We start from the raw sequence: 20,216 nt of genomic DNA on the forward strand, positions 1-20,216 counted from the left end.
GGTTCTCCCGGGTGCCGAGGCCCGGTTCATCCACTGAGGAGACATGATGCTTCCCAAGACAACGCAGAACGGGCAACTTCCTCCCGACCTGGTGTTCGGCTACGTGTCGGCGCGGTCGGAGGGCGGGACGCCGATGACCGAGGCGGTCGACCTGACCTCGGCCGCACCCTTCCGGGCCAGTGAGTCCATCCGCGCCCGGGCCAAGGAACGGGCGGAGGAAGCCGGGCTCACGGTCACCGCCGAGAGCCGGCTGGGCTTCACGGTCTACGGATCGCCGGCGGCCTACGAGCAGTTGACCGGCGGCCGGGTCACCTCGTACGAGGCCCTCCAGCACGTGTCGATCGGGCGTCGCCGCTACGTGACGCACCTCGACCTGGAGGGTCCGGGCCAGCCGGAGGCCCGGGGAGTGGGGGCCGCGCCGGACGCCGACGACATCGAGGCCGTCGTGCTCGAACAGCCGCGTTCCTGCTACCGGTTGTCGCCGAGCCCGCAGCCACCGAACGTGACCAAGTTCCACCTGCGGCTCCCCGGCGACGTGGCCATGCTGCTCGGCGCCACCGCTGCGCACGGACAGGGCGCGGTGGGCGCGGGCGTGGACGTCGCCATGGTCGACACCGGGCACTACCGGCACCCCTTCTTCACCCTCCAGGGCTACGACGTCGATCCCGTCGTCACCGTGGTGCCGGGGACCAGCCCCGCCAAGGACCCGATCGGACACGGGACGGGGGAGTCGGCCAACATCTTCGCCGTGGCCCCCGGTGCCAAGTTGAAGTTCTTCCGGGCCAGCGACGCCAGTGGCAACCTGACCAGCGCCGTGGCCGGCTTCCTCAAGGCGAAGGCCGCCCACCCGAAGGTGCTCACCAACTCCTGGGGCGGCGACCTCGACTTCCCGCCGTTGTCCGCGCAGCCGCCCGCGGCGTCCCGGGTCTGGATCCTGGAGATCAAGGACGCGGTGGAGAAGGGCATCGTGGTGGTGTTCTCGGCCGGCAACGGCCACTTCTCGGTCGAGCCGCAGGTCCCCGGGGTCATCGCGGCCGGCGGCGTGTTCGTCGACCGCGGTCTCGGCATCCAGGCGTCCGACTACGCGAGCGGGTACGCCAGCCCCTGGTTCCCCGGTGAGATCGTCCCCACGGTCTGCGGGCTGGTGGGGATGCTGCCGCGGGCCCAGTACCTGATGCTCCCCGTGCAGCCGGGCTGCGAGCTCGACGTCGAGCAGAGCCAGGCGAGCGACGGGCAGATGCCGGACACCCCCGACGGCACGGCCGTCGACGACGCCTGGGCGCTCTTCTCGGGCACCTCGGCGGCCGCCCCGCAGATCGCCGGCGCCGCCGCCGTCCTGCTCGGCCAGAACGGCCGGCCGAACATGACGGTCGAGCAGGTGACGGAGGCGCTCGTGAAGACCGCCACCGACGTGACCGCCGGCCACAACCACCCCCGGTTCAACAATCCGGCCGGGCCGGGCCCGGACAAGGCCACCGGGCCGGGACTCGCCAACGTGAGTGCGGCCCTGGCGTTCGCGAAGGCCAACTTCTGAGAAGGGTCGCTTCTGAGAAGGCCAACTTCTGAGAAGGGCGGCTTCCGGGAAGGACGGCTTCCGCCCTGACGTGCACGAGTGGTTCCGGAGCACGGAGAGGCCCGCGCAGCTCCCGGCGCGGGCCTCGGCCCTTCGGACCCGCCCCGCCCCCGCCCCGTCCCGTGCCCCGCGTCGGCTACGGTCGCGTGGGCCGGTCCCGCCGCTCACCTGCGTCGATGCCGAGCCGTCGCCCCCTGGATAGACTGACCAGGCGTTCCAGGAACGGACCCGGCGCCGGCGACGGAGCACCCGATGTGCCCCGTGGTCGCGCGTGCGCCACCCTCCGTGACCGCAGTGGCAGGGGGCGAGCCGGTCGCGGACGATCCGGCAGCGGGGCCATCGATCGGACGGGAGCCCTGCCATGGCGAACACGTCCAGGTCTCCGGGCGGCGACCACCCCGAGGCCGTCCGCCCCGTGTCCGCCCGCGCCCCGTCGTCGCCCTCGGCCCCCCGGGACGACACCGAGCCGACCGCGGCCAACGACCGGCTGGCGCTCAACGGCATGGGCAGCTTCGACTGGGACCTCGACAAGGGCACCTACCACCTCGACGACGTCGGCCTGGACGTGTTCGACCTGCGGGCCGACGAGTTCGACGGGGAGCCCGCGTCACTCTCCGCGAGGGTCCTGCCCACGGACAGCGAGCGGCTCGACGAGGCCGTGTCGCTCGCGCTGCGGGAGGGCCACCTGACCTTCGCGTCCTACTTCCGCCTGGTCTGCCGCGACGGGACGCTGCGCTGGGCCCACACCCAGGGGCGCATCCTGCGCGACGCGCAGGCGCGCCCGTACCGCATCGTCGGCATCGTCCGCAATGCCGAGGAGGAGCTGGCCCACGCCGAGGGGATGCGGACGCTCGCCGCCGACCGGCGCCGCCAGACCGACTCCGTACGCGCCACCACCGACGCCCTCGCCCGTGCCGTCACCGTCCACGACGTGACCAGCGTGCTGACCGACAGCGAAGGCCTGCGGCGCTTCGGGGCGGACGGGCTGGCCCTCGGGCTGGTGGACGGGGACGTCATGCGCGTCGTCGCCGCGACCGAGCAGCCGTCGGCGGAGCTCAGGGCCCGGGACGACCTGTCGCTGACCCACCTGGGGGACGGCCTGCCCCTGTCCGAGGCCGTGCTCACCCGACGCGCGCGGTTCCTCGGCACCAGGGACGAACTCACCACCCGCTACCCCCGCCTGCTGCCCTACGCCGAGGAGATGGGGATCGAGGCGGCGGCCTTCCTGCCCCTGGCCGCCCAGGCCCGCTCCATCGGCGCGCTGGGCCTCTTCTACCGGGACAGGCACCAGTTCAGCACCGAGGACCGCAACATCTGCATCGCGCTCAGCAGCGCGGTCGCGCAGTCCCTGCAACGCGCCATGCTCTTCGACCAGGAGCGCGAGTTCGCGACCACGCTCCAGACCACCATGCTGCCGCGCCGCATCCCCGAGATCAACGGCGGTGAGGTGGCCGTCCGCTACCGGGCCGGCCGCAGCGGACGCGAGGTGGGCGGGGACTGGTACGACGTCATCCCCCTGCCGGGCCGGCGGGTGGGCCTGGTGGTCGGCGACGTGGAGGGGCACGACAGTCACGCGGCCGCCATCATGGGTCAGTTGAGGATCGCCCTGCGGGCCTACGCCACGGAGGGGCACACCCCCGCCACGGTCATGGCCCGCGCGTCCAGGTTCCTCGCCGATCTCGACACCGAGCGGTCCGCGACCTGCATCTACGTCGACGCCGACCTGGAGACCGGAACGCTGCGCCTGGTGCGGGCCGGCCACCTCGAACCACTCGTGCGGCACAGCGCCGGCCCGACCGGCCGGCCCGCCGTCCGCGGCGGCCTGCCGCTGGGCGTGGCCACGGTGTTCGGCCAGGACGGCTACCCGGAGACCCGCCTCGACCTCAACCCCGCGGACACCCTGCTGCTGTGCACCGACGGACTGGTCGAACACCCCGGCCGGGACATCACGGACGGCATCGAAGCCCTCGCCGACGCCCTGCGCGACGGCCCGCGGGACACCGAGGCGCTCGCCGACCACCTCTGCGGCGGCCATCCGAGCCGCCTCGGCAGCAGCGACGACGTGGCACTTCTGCTGCTGCACCGCGCAGCCGTACCCGGCGCCCACGCCACCCGGCAGATGACCCAGCACGTCCACCAGGCCGACCCGGAGGGGCTGGCGGAGACCCGGGCCATGCTCCGCCAGGCCCTGGCCGCGTGGGGTGCGACCGACCTGCTGTCCGACGTCGAACTCACCGCGGACGAACTGATCACCAACGCCCTGGTCCACACCGACGGCGGCGCACTGCTGACCATAGAGCTGCGGGCCGGGACCGCCCCCTGCATCCGGCTGGAGATCCGGGACCGCTCCAGCGTCCTGCCGCGCCGCCGCGCCCCCGGCGAGACCGCCACCTCCGGCCGCGGCCTGCTGCTGGTGGACGCCCTCACCGGGAGCTGGGGCGTGGAGCCGCTCGGCAGCGGCAAGAACGTCTGGTGCGAGTTCCCGCTGGCGGCTTGACCCTCCGACAGCAGCAGCCGCCGGTGCGGCCGATCAGGGGGATCCTCTCGTGGCCCGCGTGCGGGTTCACCGTCGGACGTGCCGTCAGACGGCTTGAGGGCGCCGGGGAGGCGAGCCGGGCTTCTCTCCGGCTGAGATATCGCCATTCGTGTGGCGCAACGCGGCGCGCGTCGGCTTGTGTGAACAGGTCGCGCCGGATTGTCTGGGGCGCGTCAATCGGCATGTCCGCCGTCAGCCAGAACGTCCTCTGGCGGGATTCCAGGAGCCATCATGCGTACACGAAGCCTGTCCGTCGCGGTCGCAGCCGCCGTTCTCGCCCTGGTCCAGCCGGGCATCGCCACCGCGGACAGCGACCCCAGCACCACGGTCACGTTCACCGTCACGACCGGCGCACTGACGATGTCGGTACCGGCCAGCGCCACCCTCGGCTCGGGAGCGCCCGGCACCACGATCAGCGCACCGATCGGCCCCTGTACCGTCACCGACGACCGCGCGCTCCTCTCGGCCTCCTGGACGGTGACCGCGGCGGAGACGGACTTCGTGAACGGATCGTCGACCATTCCCGCCGCCGATGCCACCTACACGGTCGGGACGGTGACGACGACCGGAACCATCACCGCCACCCCGGTGAACGTGACGCTGAGCAACTCCGCGCAGACGGTGCTCATCGGGAGCGCCGGTGTCGGAGACAACACCGCGAGCTGGAACCCGACAATCGCCGTGAACGTGCCCGCCAGCGCGGTCGGCGGAACCTACACCGGAACGCTGACCCAGTCCGTTGCCTGACGGAACGAAGGGTGTGCGCCGGTTCTGGGTTCTCCTGCTGATGCTGGCCTTCGTACAGGCCACCGGGGTGATGCCGGCGGCGGGGCAGGCACCCGGGGCACCCTCCCCCCGGGACCCGGCCGCGGGCAGGAGCATCGCCATCAAGCTGCTCGACGCTCCGGAGAACCGCCGTGCCGATCCCAGAGCGCACGCCTACATCGTCGACCACCTCGCACCCGGCTCGACCATCGAACGGCGGGTGGAGATCACCAACGAGTCGTCCACACCGATGCACGTCGACGTCTACGCCGCGGCAGCCACCATCGCGAAGGGTGAGTTCACCTTCGCGCCGGAGCGCACCCCCGACGAGCTGACCGGCTGGACGTCGTTCGATGCGACGGACCTTGAGCTGGCACCCTCCGAAACGGCGCGGGTGCGCACCACCATCCGCGTGCCCGGGGACGCCGTCGCCGGGGAGCGATACGGCGTCATCTGGGCGCAGACGAGCGCCCCCGCGGATCGCTCGCACCCTCTGACGGTGCTGGGTCGGGTGGGCGTCCGCATGTACGTCGACGTCGGTCGCGGTGACGAGCCACCCTCGGACTTCACGATCGAACGGCTCTACCCGGCCCGAGCCGGCGACGGGCGTGGAGAGGTTCGCGCCCGGATCCACAACACGGGGGGTCGCGCCCTGGACATCGGCGGGACACTGTCCCTCCTCTCCGGGCCGGCCGGACAGCACGCCGGACCGTTCTCGACCGCCAGGACGGGCGCCACACTGGCTCCGGGCGACCGCGGGGAGGTGGTCGTCCCAGTGGACGCAACACTGCCGAACGGCCCGTGGACCGGGGAGCTCACGCTCGGAAGCGGCCTGGTCCAGCACAACGCCCGCGCCACCCTCACCTTCCCGTCGACTCCCGGCAGCGTCGGAGCGGACGCCGCGTCGGTCGCCCTGCAGGGGGACTTCCCCACCTCGGTGGTCGCCTGGCTTTCAGCCCTCGCCCTCGCCGCTCTCTGCCTGCTGCTCTCCAGGTTCCTCCGGCGCCGTCGATGACGACTCCGACCATGACCCGCCCCTGCAGCCGGCTGATCTGCTCCGTGAGCGACGTATGACGGTCCTCGTCGAGCGCGTCACCGCTCCTTCTGCGCCGGCGCCGTCCTCGCCGGCGTGCCGACGCCGGCACACCTCTCGTCCGCCCCCGGCGGTGCGGATGCTTCGAGTAATGGTCAAGTCACTATGAGTATCCACAGCTTGTTCCCGACGGTTGGAAGCGGAGATGTCGGTGTTCGGACACGGGAGAGGGCGGGCCGGAGGAAGCCGCGGCACGGGAGGTGCGGGCGGCATGTTCCGATCCTGGCTGAGGGCGCGGGCCCGGAGGGCGGGTGCGGTCACGCTGACCGGGCTGGCCGTCCTGGCGATCGTCCTGGCCACAGCCTGGACGGCGACGGTTCAACCCACCTACGTCGCCCAGGTCGGCGACGCGACGCCGCCGGTGGTCGAGCCTTTCACCGCCATCGGCCTCACCAAGCCCGGTGGCACCACCACGGGCCCCGGCGGCACTGTCAGAGCCGGCAGTGTCGGCACTACCGGCCTCACGTTCACGGTCGTCCCGGTCAGCCTGACCATCGCCAAGAGTCACACGGACCCCTTCATCCAGGGCGAGGACGGCGTCTACACCATCACGGTGGGTAACCTCGCGACGGCCAGCCCCACCAATGGCACCACGGTCACCGTCCACGACCGCCTCCCCGAAGGTCTTCGGGCCGAGAGGATCACCGGCGCGGGATGGACCTGCAGTCCGGCCACCCTCACCTGTACGCGCAGCGACATCCTGCCTGCCGGTCAGAGCTACCCACCCATCACCCTGACCGTCGACGTCTCCTGCCACGCCCGTGAGCGGGTCACCAACATCGCTACCGTCACCGGAGGAGGTGACGGCACCACCCACACCGCCACCGACCCCACCACGATCAAGCGCCACGGGCATGACGGCGACGGGCATGGCGGCCACGACGGGCACGGCGACCAGGACGGGCATGACGGCGACGGGCATGACGGCCACGACGGGCATCATGACCACTGCGACGACCACGACCACTGGTAGCACTCGGCCCGCGTGGACGTAGCGGGAGGTGGTGGAGGTCCGCCGTCTCGCGGGGGACCTCCACCACCTGCCGACCTGACGATCAGTCAAGTCAACTGCGATCGTGTGCCCGTGTCGTCTCGACGGCCGATGAACGGTGCCGGGCCGCAGCCGAGTCCACCGTCACAGGTTCGGCTCGCCGTGCAGGCCGCCGATCCGGGTGACGCAGCAGTTCGAGCTCCGGCCGGTGGCGGCGAGGGCCGGCTGGGCGGAGGTGCCGTCGTGGTGGACGTGGAAGCCGTGGCTGGACCCGGACGCCACGCCGCGGCCCGCTCGACGGCGGCGTAGGGTCGTGGTGTGAGCGGTAGCGACGCCGGTCCGCGGTTGCGGCTGGCCGAGCTGGTCGCCGCGCTGTCGTTGGGCGTCGACCTCGGCTTCGGCCAGCCGATGGAGCACGTGCTGCGCCAGTGCCTGATCGCCCTGCGCCTGGCCGAGCGGATCGGCCTGGACGACGAGGAGCGGGTCGCCGTCTACTACACGGCACTCTTGGTGAACGTGGGTTGCCACTCGGATGCCCACGAGCAGGCGAAGTGGTTCGGTGACGACATCGCGTTGAAGGCCGGCAAGTACCGCTACGAGCAGCGCAGCCTGGCCGGTGCCGTCGCGGCGGTGCGGCTGGTCGGGTCGGGCAACCCGCCGCTGCACCGGTTGCGGGTCGGGCTGGAGTTCGCCCTGGGCGGTTTCCACGAGGTGGACCGGATGATCAGCGGCCATGCCGCCCTGGCCACCTCGCTGGCCGGGCGACTCGGACTGCCGGACTCCGTCCGGCGCGCGGTGGCCGCCTCCTACGAGCAGTGGGACGGACGCGGATGGCCCGGGGAGGTCAAGGGCGAAGCCGTACCGATCGCGTCGCGCCTGGCGCAGCTGGCCGAGTTCACCGAGGTCGCGCACCGCGTGGGCGGCACTGCGGCCGCTACGGCGCTGGCCGAACGGCGCGCCGGGTCCCAGTTCGACCCCCGTCTCGCTGCCGTGCTGTGCCGGGACGCCGAGACGGTGCTCGGCGAGCTGGACGCCGTGCACACCTGGGAGGCGGTGATCGCCGCCGAACCGGCGCTGGGGGTGTGGCTGGGCGGAGAGCAGTTCGAGCAGGCGCTGCTGGCCGTCGCGGACTTCGTCGACCTGAAGTCGCCCTACACCCTGGGACATGCGCGGGCCGTGGCCGAGCTGGTGGACGCGGCCGCCGCCGGTCTGGGCCTGACCGTCGAGCAGCGGGCCCGACTCCACCAGGCCGCCCTGCTCCACGGCCTGGGACGCCTGGGCGTGTCGAACGCGATCTGGGACAAGCCCGGGCCGCTCGGCACGGGCGAGTGGGAACGGGTACGCCTGCAGCCCTACCTGACGGAGCGCATGCTCTGCCAGTCGCCGACGCTGGCACCGCTCGGGGCGATCGCCGTGCAACACCGGGAGCGGCTCGACGGCTCCGGCTATCCGCGCGGACTCACGGCGCCCGCCATCTCCCGGCAGGCGCGGATCCTCGGCACGGCGGACGCCTACCGCTCCATGATCGAGCCACGGCCGCACCGGGACGCGCTGACCGCACCGCAGGCCGCCGCCGAGCTGCGCGCCGAGGCCGCGGCCGGCCGACTCGACGCGGAGGCCGTCGCGGCGGTGCTCGCCGCGGCGGGGCACCGCGTTCCCCGTCGAACCGCTGGACCCGCCGGTCTGACCGGCCGCGAGGTCGACGTGCTGCGGCTGCTGGCGCGCGGCCTGTCCAACAAGGAGATCGCGAGCCGCCTGGTCATCTCCCCGAAGACCGCCCGCAACCACGTCGAGCACATCTACGCCAAGATCGACACCTCCAGTCGCGCCGGCGCCTGCCTCTTCGCCCTGGAGCACGGCCTGCTGCCGCAGGCCGAGCCGGCCACCGCGTGAGGACGCCGCGAAAGACGCGAAAGATGGGGCAACCGCCCCACGCGATACCCGCCCCCGGTCCGTAGCGTCGAAGGTGTACCGGGCGGGTGGGCCCGGTGGTGAGGAATCGAGGCAGCCATGAGCATCCACACGGCGTTCTTCGCACTGGTCTACGACCGCGCCATGGCCCGGGCCGAGGAGGCGGGGCTGCGCGAGCGGCGGCGCCGGCTGATCGCCCGAGCAACCGGTGAAGTCCTGGAGATCGGTGCCGGGACCGGCGCCAACCTCGAACTGTACGGCCCCGACGTAGTCTCCCTGACCGCTACCGAGCCCGAAGCCGCGATGCTCCGCCGGCTCGAACGGCACGTCCGGGAAGCGGCACCGCACACCACCGTGCTCCGTGCCCCGGCCGAGGACCTCCCCTTCGAGGACGACAGCTTCGACACCGTCGTCTCCACCCTGGTCCTGTGCGGCGTCGCCGACCAGCCGCGCGCCCTGCGCCAGATCGGCCGAGTACTGCGCCCTGGCGGACAGCTGCTCTTCCTCGAACACGTACGCTCCCGAGACCCGCAGCTCGCCCGTACCCAGGACCGCTTCAACTGGTTCAACCGCCTGCTGGTCTGCTGTGAATGCAACCGCCCGACCCTCGATTCGATCGAGGCTGCCGGCTTCGAAGTCGGGTCCGTCGAGCACGGCGAACTGCCCAAGGCGCCTCCGTTCGCCCGTCCGCTCATCCTCGGCACCGCGCGGCGGCCGCAGAAGGTCGACGCCCCGAGCCCGCACCCGCACGGAACCACCAGGACCCGAACCCGTGAGGCGCCCTGACTTCCGGAGACAGACCGCGCAGTGGATGACCCGGTTCGCGAGCGGCGGCCGACTCGGGCGCACCGTCTTCAAGGGTGCCCCGGCACCGTCTTCAAGGGCGCCCCGGGCACCGTCGACGCGGTGCCGGCCGTGCGGGACCGGGTGTTCGCCCGGGGCCGCGAGGACTGGTCACCCGTCGGGGAGGGGCCCGCCCGCCTCAGTCCGCCGCCGGCTCCAGGGCGGCGAGGATCTCCAGCAGCCGGTGCACGGCGGCGTCCGGGCCGTCCGGGCGGTGGACGGCCGCGATCGTGCTCTCCAGGTAGGGCGAGCCGCCGAGCAGCGGGCGGTGGACCACCCCGGGGACGCCCAGCGAGCGCACCTGCTCGGGGACGAGCGCCAGGCAGAGGCCGGCGGCGACGAAGCCGAGCAGCCCCGGCAGGTCGTCCGCCTGGCCCAGCGGGCGCGGGGTGAATCCGGCCCGGGCGCAGGCGAGCGCCACCTGCTCGGCGAGCCCGGGCAGGGCGCCCGGCCTGGGGAGCGCGAACGCCTCCGCGGCGAGGTCGCGCAGGTCCAGCGACGGCGCGGCGGCGCGCGGGTGCTGCTCGGGCAGCGCGGCGACCAGCCGTTCCGTGCCGAGCCGCCGCACGGACAGGCCCTCGGTGCCGGCGACCGGGAGACGGACCAGCGCCAGGTCGAGCGCCCCGGCCTGCAGCATCCCGACCAGCTCGGTGGACGGGTGCGCGCTCAGGTGCAGCCGCAGGCCCGGCAGTTCGGTGTGGCTGCGGCGCAGCAGGCGCGGCACCAGCTGGTAGCCCAGGCTGCCGATGAACCCCAGCCGCAGCTCGCCCTCCTGACCGGCCGCGATCCGCCGGACCCGCTCGACGGCGGCCGCCTGGGTGTCCAGCAGCCGCCGGGCGTCCTCGGCGAACGCGCGGCCGGCCGGGGTGAGCCGGACACCGCGCGACCCCCGGTCGAACAGGACCACCTTGAGGCCGCGCTCCAGCCGCTGGATGGCCTGGCTGAGCGGCGGCTGGCTCATCGAGAGCCGCTCGGCGGCCCGGCCGAAGTGCTGCTCCTCGGCCAGCACCACGAACTGCTGGAGGACGCGCTGGGTCAGTTCCATATCGTCCAGCATATGAAAGACGGCTGTAAGAAGTATTGGACGGTATGGGACGCCCGGGATTTGACTGATGGTCACCGGATCGGCGAGCCACGTCGATCCCGATGGCGATCGGAGACGTGTCATGTCGGCAGAACCGCAACAGGCCGGTGCGACCGGGCCGTTGGACGGCGTGCGGGTGGTCGAGCTGGCCAGTGTGATCATGGCGCCGTACGCGGCGCGGCAGCTCGGGGACCTCGGCGCGGACGTGATCAAGGTCGAGCCGCCCGGCGGTGACATGACCCGCCACTACCCGCCGACCCGCAACCCGGGCATGGGCGTGCTGGCGCTCAACCTCAACCGCAACAAGCGCAGCGTCGCGATCGACCTCAAGGCCCCGGGCGGCCGCGACGCGCTGCTCGCGCTGATCGCGACCGCGGACGTGTTCATCACCAACATCCGCCCGCAGGCGCTGCACCGCCTCGGCCTGGGCTACGCCGAGCTGGCCGCCGTCAACCCCGGCCTGGTCTACCTGAACGCCCAGGGGTTCCGCAGCGACTCCGAGCTCGGCACCCGGCCGGCCTACGACGACATCGTGCAGGCCGCCTCCGGCCTGGTCTGGCTGAACGAACAGGTCAGCGGCGTACCGTACTTCGTCCCCACGGTGCTCGCCGACAAGATCTGCGGCCTGGTGATCACGCAGTCGGTGCTGGCCGCGCTCCACCACCGCGACCGCACCGGCCGGGGCCAGCACGTCGAGGTGCCGATGGCCGACACGATGCTGGCCTTCAACCTGGTCGAGCACCTGGCGGCGGCCACGCTCGACCCGCCCGAGGGCCCGATCGGCTACGCGCGGGCGCTCAGCCCCGTCCGCCGGGCGGCCCGCACGGCGGACGGCTGGATGTGCATCCTGCCCTACAGCGACCGCAACTGGCGCGACTTCTTCACCTTCGTCGGCCGCCCCGACCTGGCCGACGACCCGCGCTTCGGCACGCTGCCCGACCGCGCCCGCAGCGCCGACGAACTCCACGCGCTGATGGACGAGTTCGCCGGCCGGCACACCACCGCCGAGTGGCGCGCCTTCTGTGACGCGGCGAGCATCCCGGCCGCCCCGGTGCTGAGCCTGGACGAGGCCGCGGCGAGCGCCTACGCCACCGAGGGCGGCCTGCTCAGGACGGTCGAGCACCCCACCGAGGGCCGCTACCGCCTGATCGGCGAACCGGTCCGGTTCGGCGCCACCCCGGCCGGCCTGCGGCGGCACTGCCCGCGGATCGGCGAGCACACCGAGCAGGTCCTCGCCGAGATCGGCCACCACCCCACCACCCGAACCCCGTTGGAGACCCGATGAGCGAGCAGGAACCCCTGCGCGTCGAACACCGGCCGAACGGTGTCGCCGTGCTCACCTTCGAGCACCCCGACAAGCGCAATCCGATGACCGCCCGGCTCACCGAGCAGTGGCAGCATGCGATGCGGTCACTGCACGCCGACCCCGGGCTCCGGGCCGTCGTGGTCACCGGCGCCGGCCCCGCGTTCTGCTCCGGAGCCGACCTCGGTGACCTCGCCGACGGGCACGGCCAGGACCTGACCACCGCCCGGGCACGGCTGACCGCCTTCTACCGGAGCTGGCTGGCCGTCCGCGAGCTGCCAGTCCCCACCATCGCGGCCGTCAACGGCCATGCGGTGGGCGCCGGACTGGCCCTGGCACTGGCCTGCGACCTGTGCTACGCCGCCACGGAGGCGAAGCTCGGCGCACCGTTCGTCCGGCTCGGCCTGCACCCCGGCATGGCCACCACGGCGCTGCTCGCCGAAGCCGTCGGCCTGCCGCGGGCTCGCGAACTGCTGCTGACCGGACGGCTGTTGAGCGGAGCCGAGGCCGCCGCGATCGGTCTGGTGCAGCAGGCGCTGCCGGCCCGCCAGGTGCTGCGCACCGCGCTGGAGACCGCCGACGAGATCGCCGCCGCCGCACCGCTGGCCGTCCGGCTGACCAGGAGCGGCCTGGCCCAGGGCCCGCTCACCGTCGAGCAGGCGCTGGCCTGGGAGGCGCTCGCCCAGCCGGTGACGCTCACCACCGACGACTTCCGCGAGGGCGTCCAGGCCCGCCGGGACCACCGCCCCCCGCACTTCACCGGCGCCTGACCCGCCCCGCCACAAGGAGCAGCCGATATGACCAGTCATCACTCGTCCGTTCAACTCCCCGACAAAGCAGCCGAATTGCGCACGGAGGTGCGCGACTTCCTGAACACCGAACGGGCCGCCGGCACCATCATGGGCCGACCCGACTCCTGGCTGACCGGCTGGGACCCGGCCTTCAGCCGCCGACTGGCCGAGCGCGGCTGGGTCGGCATGGCACTGCCGCGCGACTACGGCGGCCGCGGCCGCGGCAACCTCGAACGCTACGTCGTCATCGAGGAGTTGCTGGCGGCCGGCGCCCCGGTCTCGGCCCACTGGGTCGCCGACCGGCAGGCCGGGCCGTCCATCCTGCGCCACGGCACCGAGGAGCAGCGGCGCCGCTTCCTGCCCCGGATCGCCGCCGGACAGTGCTTCTTCTCCATCGGAATGAGCGAGCAGGACAGCGGCTCGGACCTCGCCTCGGTGCGTACCCGGGCCGAACGGACCGGTGACGGCTGGCGGTTGACCGGCACCAAGATGTGGACCGGCGGCGCGCACGTCAACGACTACGCGATCGTGCTCGCCCGCACCGGGGAGGCCGCCGGCGAATCCGGCGACCGGCACGCCGGGCTGAGCCAGTTCATCGTCGACCTTCGCGACCCGCGCATCCGGGTCGAGCCGATCCGGCTGCTCAGCGGAGAGCACACCTTCAACCACGTCCGACTGGACGGCGTCGAGCTCGCCGACGACGCGCTGCTCGGCAGGCCCGGTGACGGCTGGCGGCAGGTCACCGGAGAGCTGGCCCTGGAGCGCAGCGGGCCCGAGCGGTTCCTGTCCACGCTGCCGCTGCTGCTCGCCCTGGTCGGCGAGCTGCGGCAGACCGCGTGCACGCCGGAGCAGCACGCCCGGGTCGGCCGGCTCACCGCGCGGCTGGCCTCGATCCGGCAGCTGTCGCTGGGCGTGGCCGCCGCGCTGGAGGCGGGCCACCCGGCCGACGTGCAGGCCGCGCTGGTCAAGGACCTCGGCACCCGGTTCGAGGGCGAACTCGTCAACGAGGCCCGCGAGATCCTGCCGGTCGCCGCCCGGTTCGACGCCACCCGCGGCAGCTACCCCGAACTGCTCGCCACCGCGATCCTGCACTCACCGGGCTACACCCTGCGCGGCGGCACCAACGAGATCCTGCGCGGAATCATCACCCGAGGCCTGGAGGCGTCGCGATGACCAACAAAAAGCCGATGAGCAGCGAGAACCCGATGACCAGCGAGAACCCGATGAGTAGCGGGAACCCGATGAGCGGTGACTGCCCGGCGGGCACCCGGACCCCGGCGCGCACGGATCCCGTCACCGAGCAGTCGGTCGAACGCGCCCGCGCCGTACTGGCCGGCACCGGCGAGTGGCCCGCCGAGTCCGCCCGGGCGGTCTGGTACGGGCTGCGCGCCGCCGGCGCCCTGCCGCCGCCCGACGCGGACCCGGCCGTCCTGGTGGCGCTGGCCCGCGAGGCCGGCTACCGCAGCACCCCGGGGCCGCTCGCCGAGACCCTGCTGGTCGCCCGCCCGCTGCTGGCCGCGGCCGGGCTCACCGCACCGGACGGGCCGCTCGCGGTCACCGCCGGCCCGCTGGACGTGCGGTTCGCGAACGTGGACACCGCCGGCCGGGTCGGCCCCCTGGGCGCGGGCGGGACCGACGACGCCCTGCGGGTCAGCGGCACGCTGCGCCGGGTGGCGTGGGCCGGCGCGGCCGACGCCGTGGTGGTACTGACCGTGGGGCCGTCCACCGGGCCCGTCCTGCTGCTCCTCGACGCCGTCGACCTGCTGCGGGTCGAGGGCACCAACCTGGCGGGCGAGCCGCGGGACGACCTGGTGCTGATCGACGTGGCCGTTCCCGCCGAGCGGGTGCGCCGGATCCCGGCCACGCTGGCCCGTCAGGCGCAGTGGCGCTCCGGGCTGGCCCGGGCCGCCCTGATCGCCGGCGCGGCCCGCCGCTGCGTCGACCTGACCATCGCCCACACCGGCTCCCGCGTGCAGTTCGGCCGCCCGCTGAGTCACTTCCAGGCGGTCAAGCAGGAGGAGGCCAGGCTGATCGAGGAGGCGGCCCTGGTCGGCGCGGCCGTCGAGGCGGCGGCCGCCGCCCTGGCCGATCCGGACTCCGCCGAGTTCGCCGCCTGGGTCGCCGCCGCGCAGGCCTGCGCCTCGGTCGCCGAGATCACCCGGATCGCCCACCAGTTGCACGGCGCGATCGGCTTCACCGAACTCAGCCGGCTCCACCTGTCCACCACCCGGCTGTGGTCGTGGCGCGACGAGGACGGCACCGAGCAGGCCTGGGCCCGCCGGATCGGCCGCCGGGTGGTCGAGGACGGCAGCGATCGGCTCTGGCCGCTGGTGACCGGCGCCTGAGCGGCGAGCAGCGCCGCGGGGGCGAGCCGGGCCGCAGCGGTGAGCTGACGGGAGGTCAGCCCGTCGGCCGCCGGATCCGCCTCGCTCCGTCCTCGGGCGAGCAACCCGGATCACGCTGGTTCTGATCCGACGGCCAGACACTGGTAGTGGCTTCCGAAGTGCACCAGGGGGTCGGCGGCGCCGTTCCGGTCGCACCACAGGGGCTGCCCCAGTACGAGCAGGTGGTCGGCGGCGGCGACGGTGCGCTCGACCCGGCACACCAGGGCCGCCATCGCCTCGTCGATCACCGGGACGTCCCGGACCAGCCGGTGGCCGATCCCGGCGAACCGCTGTTCGGCCGGTGCGGTGGCGAACCGGTCGGCCAGGTCCTGGTGATGGCGGCCGAGCAGGTTGATGCCGAAGGCGCCCTGGCCGGTGATCGCGGCCAGGGTGCGGCTGCTCCGGCGCAGCGACACCAGTACGAGCGGCGGGCTGAGCGAGACCGAGGTGAAGGAGCTGGCCGTGCAACCGGTCGGCCGGCCCTGGGTCGTGGCGGTGACCAGGGCGACCCCCGTGGCCCAGCGGCGCATGACGCTCCGCAGGGCCGGTCCGGTGACGGCCGGGGTCTCCGGCCGGGGCGGCACCGGACCGGTCACGGTGCCGGGGTCCGGCCCGGCCGTCACGACACCCTCACCGGATCCGCGACCGCGTTCGCCGAGCTCGCGGCCGACTCGGCCGCCGCCAGGTCGGCCTGATGTGCCGTCGGATCGCCCAGTGCGAGCTGGCATTCGGCGCGCTGTCGCAGCAGGTCGGCTCGGTCGGCGCCGGGCAGCAGCAGTGCGGCGGTGTAGTCCTGGCGGGCCGACTCCCAGTCACCGGCGCTCTGGTGGACGTAACCACGGTTGTAGAGCAGGTCCGGATTGTCGGCCTCGATCGCCAGCGCCCGGGTGAGGTCCGCGACCGCGGTGCCGTGGTCGCCCGTCTCCAGGGCCAGGGTCGCGCGGTTGGCCAGCGCGCTCACCAGGTCCGGCTCGGCGGTCAGCGCCAGGTCGAAGTCGCGCAGCGCCGCCCGGTCGTCGCCCGCGTCCAGCGCCAGTAGCCCCCGGGCGGACAACAGGCGGGCGTCGCCCGGGTGGTGGCGCAGCCCCTCCTCGACCTGGGTCAGCGATCCCGCCGCATCGCCCTGCTCCCGCAGCAGGCTGGCGAGGTTGATCCGGGCGTCCAACTCGTCGGGTTCCAGATCGAGTACGTACGTCAGGTCCGCGATCGCGCCTGCCAGGTCGCCCAGTTCCAGGCGCAGGTCGGCCCGGTTGTAGTGCATCTCCCAGAACGGCGCGGCGAAGGTGATCGACTCACTGTAGTCGGCCAACGCGCCGGGCAGGTCGCCCATCCGGCGCCGCAGGTCGGCCCGGTCGAAGTAGTAGTCCGGGTAGTTGGGATCCAGCTCGATGACGGTGTCGATGTCGGCCAGCGCCTCCTCCAGGCGGCCGAGCGCCGTGTACACCCGGCCCCGGTTGTGCACCAGCACGGAGCGGTGCAAGCGGTGTTTCTCGGCGGGGAGTTCGCGGTCGATGTCGGCCAGACCGGTGCTGACCAGGCGCAGCGCCTCGGTCGGGTTGCCGAGCTGGAGCTCCACCAGGGCCAGGCCGTTGCGGTTGAACACCGACTGGAAGACGCGCTGGTCGTGGTCCGGCAGGAGGGAGGCCATCGCGAGCACGTTGTGCAGGTGGGCCTTGGCCAGCTGGTGGTCCTTGTGCTCGGCCGGGTAGTAGCGGGTGTAGAGCATGGCGAGGGCGTAGCCGGAGAAGATGTGCAGCATCGGCTGTCGGAACATGGCGCGCAGCTCGATGTAGCGCCGTTCGGCCTCCTCCGGCCGGCCGAGGATCGCCAGTGCGGTGGTGACCTTGGTGGCCAGCATCCAGTACTTCCGGGGCTCCTCGGCCAGGTCCACCAGGGCCGTGCCACGTCCGGCCACGTCGAGCAGCGCGTGGTAGAAGCCCATCGAGACCAGGTACTCGGCGGCTTCGAAGAACGCGTCGGCGGCCGCTTCCCGGTCGCTGCCGTGCTCCAGGTGATAGGGGATCGCCCCGAGAGACAGGCTCCAGTCTCCGCGGCGGCGCAGCTCGGCCGCCCGCTGGTCGTGCAGTCGGGCCCGCTCGCCGGCGTCGAGGCGGTGGTAGGCGGCTTCTTCGGCGGGGTCGTGGGAGGTGCCGTCGGACTCGACGTACGCCTGGGCCAGCTTGTGATGATCCGTCAGATCCACGTGCTCGTCCGGATGTTGGGCGTCCGTGTCAGCGGCACGGGTGGCACGGGTGGCGAGGGCCGTGGTGAGTTCGGGGATCAGGTCGGCGCCGCCGGTGTGCACGGTGACCATCAGCAGGTCCGGCAGGGCCCGGCGCAGCAGGATGGCGAGGAACTCCTGGTCGGTGTGATCGGCTTCGTCGACCCGGTCGAAGCGCAGGGCCAGCGCGCGGCCGAGCTCGCGGGCGTGGCCGTGCAGGAACTCGACGATGCCGTGGGCGAGACGGCGGGTGCGCTTCGCCGGGTAGAGGCGGGTGCGCTCGTTGGGCACGGCCAGCGAGGTGAGGGTCTGCGGTCCGGCGCCGATCAGGTCCTTGAGCTCCGGAGCGGCGGACAGGATTTCGACGGCGTGGCGCGCCACGAGCTCCGGGCGGGCCCGGTGCGCATCCGGCACCAGTGAGCGCAGCAGTGTGCCCAGACCGGTGTACGGTCCGCGCAGCCGCCGGTGGCAGTCGGCTCGGGCGTCGTACCGGGCGTCGTACCGGTCGTCGTACCGATCGTCGTGCGCGGTGCCTTCGGGCTGGAGGCGCCAGGTGTGAGAGGTCACGGGTTTTCCTTTCGTGAGTGCGCGGGCCGGTCACGCGGCGGCGCGGCGTTGCCTGCGGCCGACCAGCAGGGGCAGCACGACGACCTGGACGACGATGACGAGCAGGGCGACGGCGGCGTCCCAGAGCCGGCTGTCGCCCAGCGAGCGGTGCGCGATGCCGTCGGCGAGTCGCTGGGCGAACGTCACGGTCGGCAGGACGACGGTGAACACGGCGGCGACCAGCAGGACGGCGGTGCCGATCGCGGTCAGCAGGGCGAACCAGGGCGCCAGCGCCCGCTCCCGCGCCGACCAGCGGTCCTCCGCCCAGCCGCCCCGGCCCCGGCCCAGACGGTGGCGCAGGTAGGCCGAACCCACCTCGTGCAGGTTGGCGCAGCCCAGGGCCGTGGCGAGGACGTAGTAGAGGTCGGTGCGCAGGAAGATCAGGAACTGCCAGGCCAGCCGGGGCAGGATCAGGTACGCCACGGCGAGGGCGAACCGCCCGGCCCAGGACGGTCCGGTCGCGAGGTCGGCCGCCGCCGCGAGGGTGAGCACGCCGAAGAGCACGACCTCGCCGAGCATCCCGGCCAGGAAGGGCAGATGGCGCTGCGCGGGCCGCACACCGAACAGCGCGTCGAGCCGGGTCTCGAAGACCACGAAGTAGAGCCGTCGTCCGATGCCCAGACCGGTGGGCAGGCCGAGCCTGCGGCCGGCCAGGACGTGCCACCCCTCGTGCCAGAGCATGAGCGGCATCTGCAGCACGGCGAGGGTCACCTCCACCGCGACCAGGGACGGGACGAAGAACACGTTCCGGGTGTGCGGTTGCAGTCGGGGCTCGTGGATCATCGCCGCGATCGCCAGTGCGGTGATCAGCGCGTAACAGCTCCAGCCGAGCGGCGAGAACATGGCACGTCCCCAGGCCTGGAAGCGTACGGGCGCGGGCTCGGCGGCGGCGCCGGACTCGTGGACGAAGCCGAGATCGCGCATGGTCTCGACGAAGTCGGCCAGGTCGACCGGCTCTCCGTAGGTCGCGTGGTACCAGGCGGCGGCCTCGGCGAGCGGCATGCCGTCGGCCAGGCGTCGCAGCAGCGCCGCGCCGTCCTCCGGGAGCAGCGCGAAGGACCCGGTGTCGGGCCGGCCCACCATCGTGCCGTCGCGTTCGGTGACGAAGGTGAGCGGATGGAACGCGAGGTCGGCGGTCGCCATGATCTCTCCCTCGGAGGGGTGCGGCCCGCTCGGAGGGGTGCGGGACTCCCGGACGGGGCGGCGGGACGAACCCGGGCCTGCGTGCTGTGCTGCACGCAGGCCCGGGGGTATCACCGGGTCAGCAGACCACCAGGACGTAGGACGCCGGCGAGGTGAGCTTGATGGAACCGGTCTTGCGCACAGTGATCTTCTTCATGGTTCGACTCCCTTGATGAAGAGGTGGGTTGGCGCCGTCCCGCCCTGCCGGCGGATCGGCGAGTCAGACGATGGCACGGCGCCGGGTGGGCGGACATGGGTAGTCGGTCCCCGTCTTCCCGTCGGCGGCCGGGACGGAAAACGGGGGCCCGATCCCCATACCGGGGCGGCCGGGCTCGGACACCATCCATGCCATGCGAAATGACGCCCTCTCCGTGATCGCCTGTGGCTCGATCGTGGCCAAGGACCTGCCGAACTACCTCGTCTTCCTCCGCCAGGAGATCGACCTGCCGCTACGGGTCCTGCTGACCGCGAGCGCCGCGCGCTTCGTCCAGCCCCAGGTACTGGCCTGGCACGCGGACGAGGTGTACGTCGCCGACGACCCGGCCCTCAACCCCACCGAGTTCGCGCACCGCTCGCTCGGCCTGGTGGTGCTGCCCGCCACCGCCAACACCCTGGCCGCGGCCGCCCTCGGGCTGGCCGCCACGCCGGCCCAGACGGTCCTGCTGGCCCACGAGCGGCCCGCACTGTTCTTCCCGAACATGAACGGCTCGATGTGGCGCAAGCCCGCGACCCGGCGTCACGTCAGCACGCTGCGCGCCGACGGCCACACCGTGGTCGAGCCGACCGAGCGCGAGATGTTCGTGCTGTGGCAGCAGGAGAACGGCGTCGGGCCCGCCGTGCAGGGCCCCGACGAGGCCGCCGAGACGGTCGTGAAGTGGCTGGAGGAGGCCCTCAACGGCGACGACGAGTCGGCATAGGGTCCCCCTTGATCGG

17 protein-coding genes are annotated in these 20,216 nt (G+C 73.0%); 12 read left to right on the forward strand and 5 right to left on the reverse strand.

The annotated features are described in order from the left end of the window. Positions 1-46: 46 nt before the first annotated feature. The 5 genes from ABT048_RS26575 (at position 47) to ABT048_RS26595 (ending at position 6,940) form a co-directional block, all read left to right on the forward strand. The gene (locus tag ABT048_RS26575) at positions 47-1,534 is read left to right on the forward strand and encodes a S8 family serine peptidase (protein WP_350524018.1); all 1,488 of its coding nucleotides are present in this window, start codon (positions 47-49) and stop codon (positions 1,532-1,534) included. Between the two features lie 400 nt (positions 1,535-1,934). Continuing rightward, positions 1,935-4,070, forward strand: a complete 2,136-nt coding sequence (locus ABT048_RS26580) for a SpoIIE family protein phosphatase (RefSeq protein ID WP_350524019.1) — start codon at positions 1,935-1,937, stop codon at positions 4,068-4,070. A 270-nt stretch (positions 4,071-4,340) separates the two neighbouring features. Then, the gene (locus ABT048_RS26585; RefSeq protein ID WP_350524020.1) at positions 4,341-4,856 is read left to right on the forward strand and encodes a hypothetical protein; all 516 of its coding nucleotides are present in this window, start codon (positions 4,341-4,343) and stop codon (positions 4,854-4,856) included. 13 nt (positions 4,857-4,869) lie between these two features. Further along, a complete protein-coding gene (locus ABT048_RS26590; RefSeq protein ID WP_350524021.1) occupies positions 4,870-5,889 on the forward strand; it encodes a peptidase in 1,020 nt (339 codons plus the stop codon). A gap of 223 nt (positions 5,890-6,112) precedes the next feature. Next, entirely contained in the window at positions 6,113-6,940 is an 828-nt protein-coding gene (locus ABT048_RS26595; RefSeq protein WP_350524022.1) for a hypothetical protein, read from the forward strand. A 162-nt stretch (positions 6,941-7,102) separates the two neighbouring features. On the opposite strand, the gene ABT048_RS26600 is transcribed toward ABT048_RS26595, so the two are convergent. Continuing rightward, complete coding sequence (locus ABT048_RS26600) at positions 7,103-7,240, reverse strand: hypothetical protein (protein ID WP_350524023.1); 138 nt, start codon at positions 7,238-7,240, stop codon at positions 7,103-7,105. A gap of 36 nt (positions 7,241-7,276) precedes the next feature. Here ABT048_RS26600 and ABT048_RS26605 point away from each other — a divergent pair, with 36 nt between their 5' ends. Together ABT048_RS26605 and ABT048_RS26610 are read left to right on the forward strand one after the other, a co-directional pair. After that, positions 7,277-8,851, forward strand: coding sequence for an HD domain-containing phosphohydrolase (locus tag ABT048_RS26605; protein ID WP_350524024.1), 1,575 nt, complete (start codon positions 7,277-7,279; stop codon positions 8,849-8,851). A 117-nt stretch (positions 8,852-8,968) separates the two neighbouring features. Further along, complete coding sequence (locus ABT048_RS26610) at positions 8,969-9,655, forward strand: class I SAM-dependent methyltransferase (RefSeq protein ID WP_350524025.1); 687 nt, start codon at positions 8,969-8,971, stop codon at positions 9,653-9,655. Positions 9,656-9,851: 196 nt separating this feature from the next. Here ABT048_RS26610 and ABT048_RS26615 read toward each other — a convergent pair whose 3' ends face one another. Then, positions 9,852-10,757, reverse strand: a complete 906-nt coding sequence (locus ABT048_RS26615) for a LysR family transcriptional regulator (protein ID WP_350524026.1) — start codon at positions 10,755-10,757, stop codon at positions 9,852-9,854. 121 nt (positions 10,758-10,878) lie between these two features. Between ABT048_RS26615 and ABT048_RS26620 the strand changes: the two genes are divergently transcribed. Genes ABT048_RS26620 through ABT048_RS26635 form a run of 4 tightly spaced genes read left to right on the forward strand, consistent with a single transcriptional unit; the run spans position 10,879 to position 15,235 of the window. Next, positions 10,879-12,081 (forward strand): CaiB/BaiF CoA transferase family protein, encoded by a 1,203-nt coding sequence (locus ABT048_RS26620; RefSeq protein WP_350524027.1) that lies wholly within the window; start codon positions 10,879-10,881, stop codon positions 12,079-12,081. Then, positions 12,078-12,869, forward strand: coding sequence for an enoyl-CoA hydratase/isomerase family protein (locus ABT048_RS26625; protein ID WP_350524028.1), 792 nt, complete (start codon positions 12,078-12,080; stop codon positions 12,867-12,869). The genes ABT048_RS26620 and ABT048_RS26625 overlap by 4 nt, the downstream gene beginning before the upstream one ends. 27 nt (positions 12,870-12,896) lie before the next feature. Continuing rightward, on the forward strand, positions 12,897-14,063 hold the full coding sequence (locus ABT048_RS26630; RefSeq protein ID WP_350524029.1) for an acyl-CoA dehydrogenase family protein: 1,167 nt from the start codon (positions 12,897-12,899) through the stop codon (positions 14,061-14,063). Further along, positions 14,060-15,235 (forward strand): acyl-CoA dehydrogenase family protein, encoded by a 1,176-nt coding sequence (locus tag ABT048_RS26635; protein ID WP_350524030.1) that lies wholly within the window; start codon positions 14,060-14,062, stop codon positions 15,233-15,235. The genes ABT048_RS26630 and ABT048_RS26635 overlap by 4 nt, the downstream gene beginning before the upstream one ends. A 110-nt stretch (positions 15,236-15,345) precedes the next feature. Here the strand turns inward: ABT048_RS26635 and ABT048_RS26640 are convergent, their stop codons facing one another. Genes ABT048_RS26640 through ABT048_RS26650 form a run of 3 tightly spaced genes read right to left on the reverse strand, consistent with a single transcriptional unit; the run spans position 15,346 to position 19,244 of the window. Continuing rightward, complete coding sequence (locus ABT048_RS26640; protein ID WP_350524031.1) at positions 15,346-15,897, reverse strand: flavin reductase family protein; 552 nt, start codon at positions 15,895-15,897, stop codon at positions 15,346-15,348. Then, complete coding sequence (locus ABT048_RS26645) at positions 15,894-18,062, reverse strand: tetratricopeptide repeat protein (RefSeq protein WP_350524032.1); 2,169 nt, start codon at positions 18,060-18,062, stop codon at positions 15,894-15,896. The genes ABT048_RS26640 and ABT048_RS26645 overlap by 4 nt, the downstream gene beginning before the upstream one ends. 30 nt (positions 18,063-18,092) lie before the next feature. Next, a complete protein-coding gene (locus ABT048_RS26650; RefSeq protein WP_350524033.1) occupies positions 18,093-19,244 on the reverse strand; it encodes a hypothetical protein in 1,152 nt (383 codons plus the stop codon). Between the two features lie 389 nt (positions 19,245-19,633). Here ABT048_RS26650 and ABT048_RS26655 point away from each other — a divergent pair, with 389 nt between their 5' ends. Then, positions 19,634-20,200 (forward strand): flavoprotein, encoded by a 567-nt coding sequence (locus ABT048_RS26655; RefSeq protein ID WP_350524034.1) that lies wholly within the window; start codon positions 19,634-19,636, stop codon positions 20,198-20,200. Positions 20,201-20,216: the final 16 nt, after the last annotated feature.

The organism is Kitasatospora sp. NPDC096140 (assembly GCF_040303045.1).
GTDB lineage: Bacteria > Actinomycetota > Actinomycetes > Streptomycetales > Streptomycetaceae > Kitasatospora.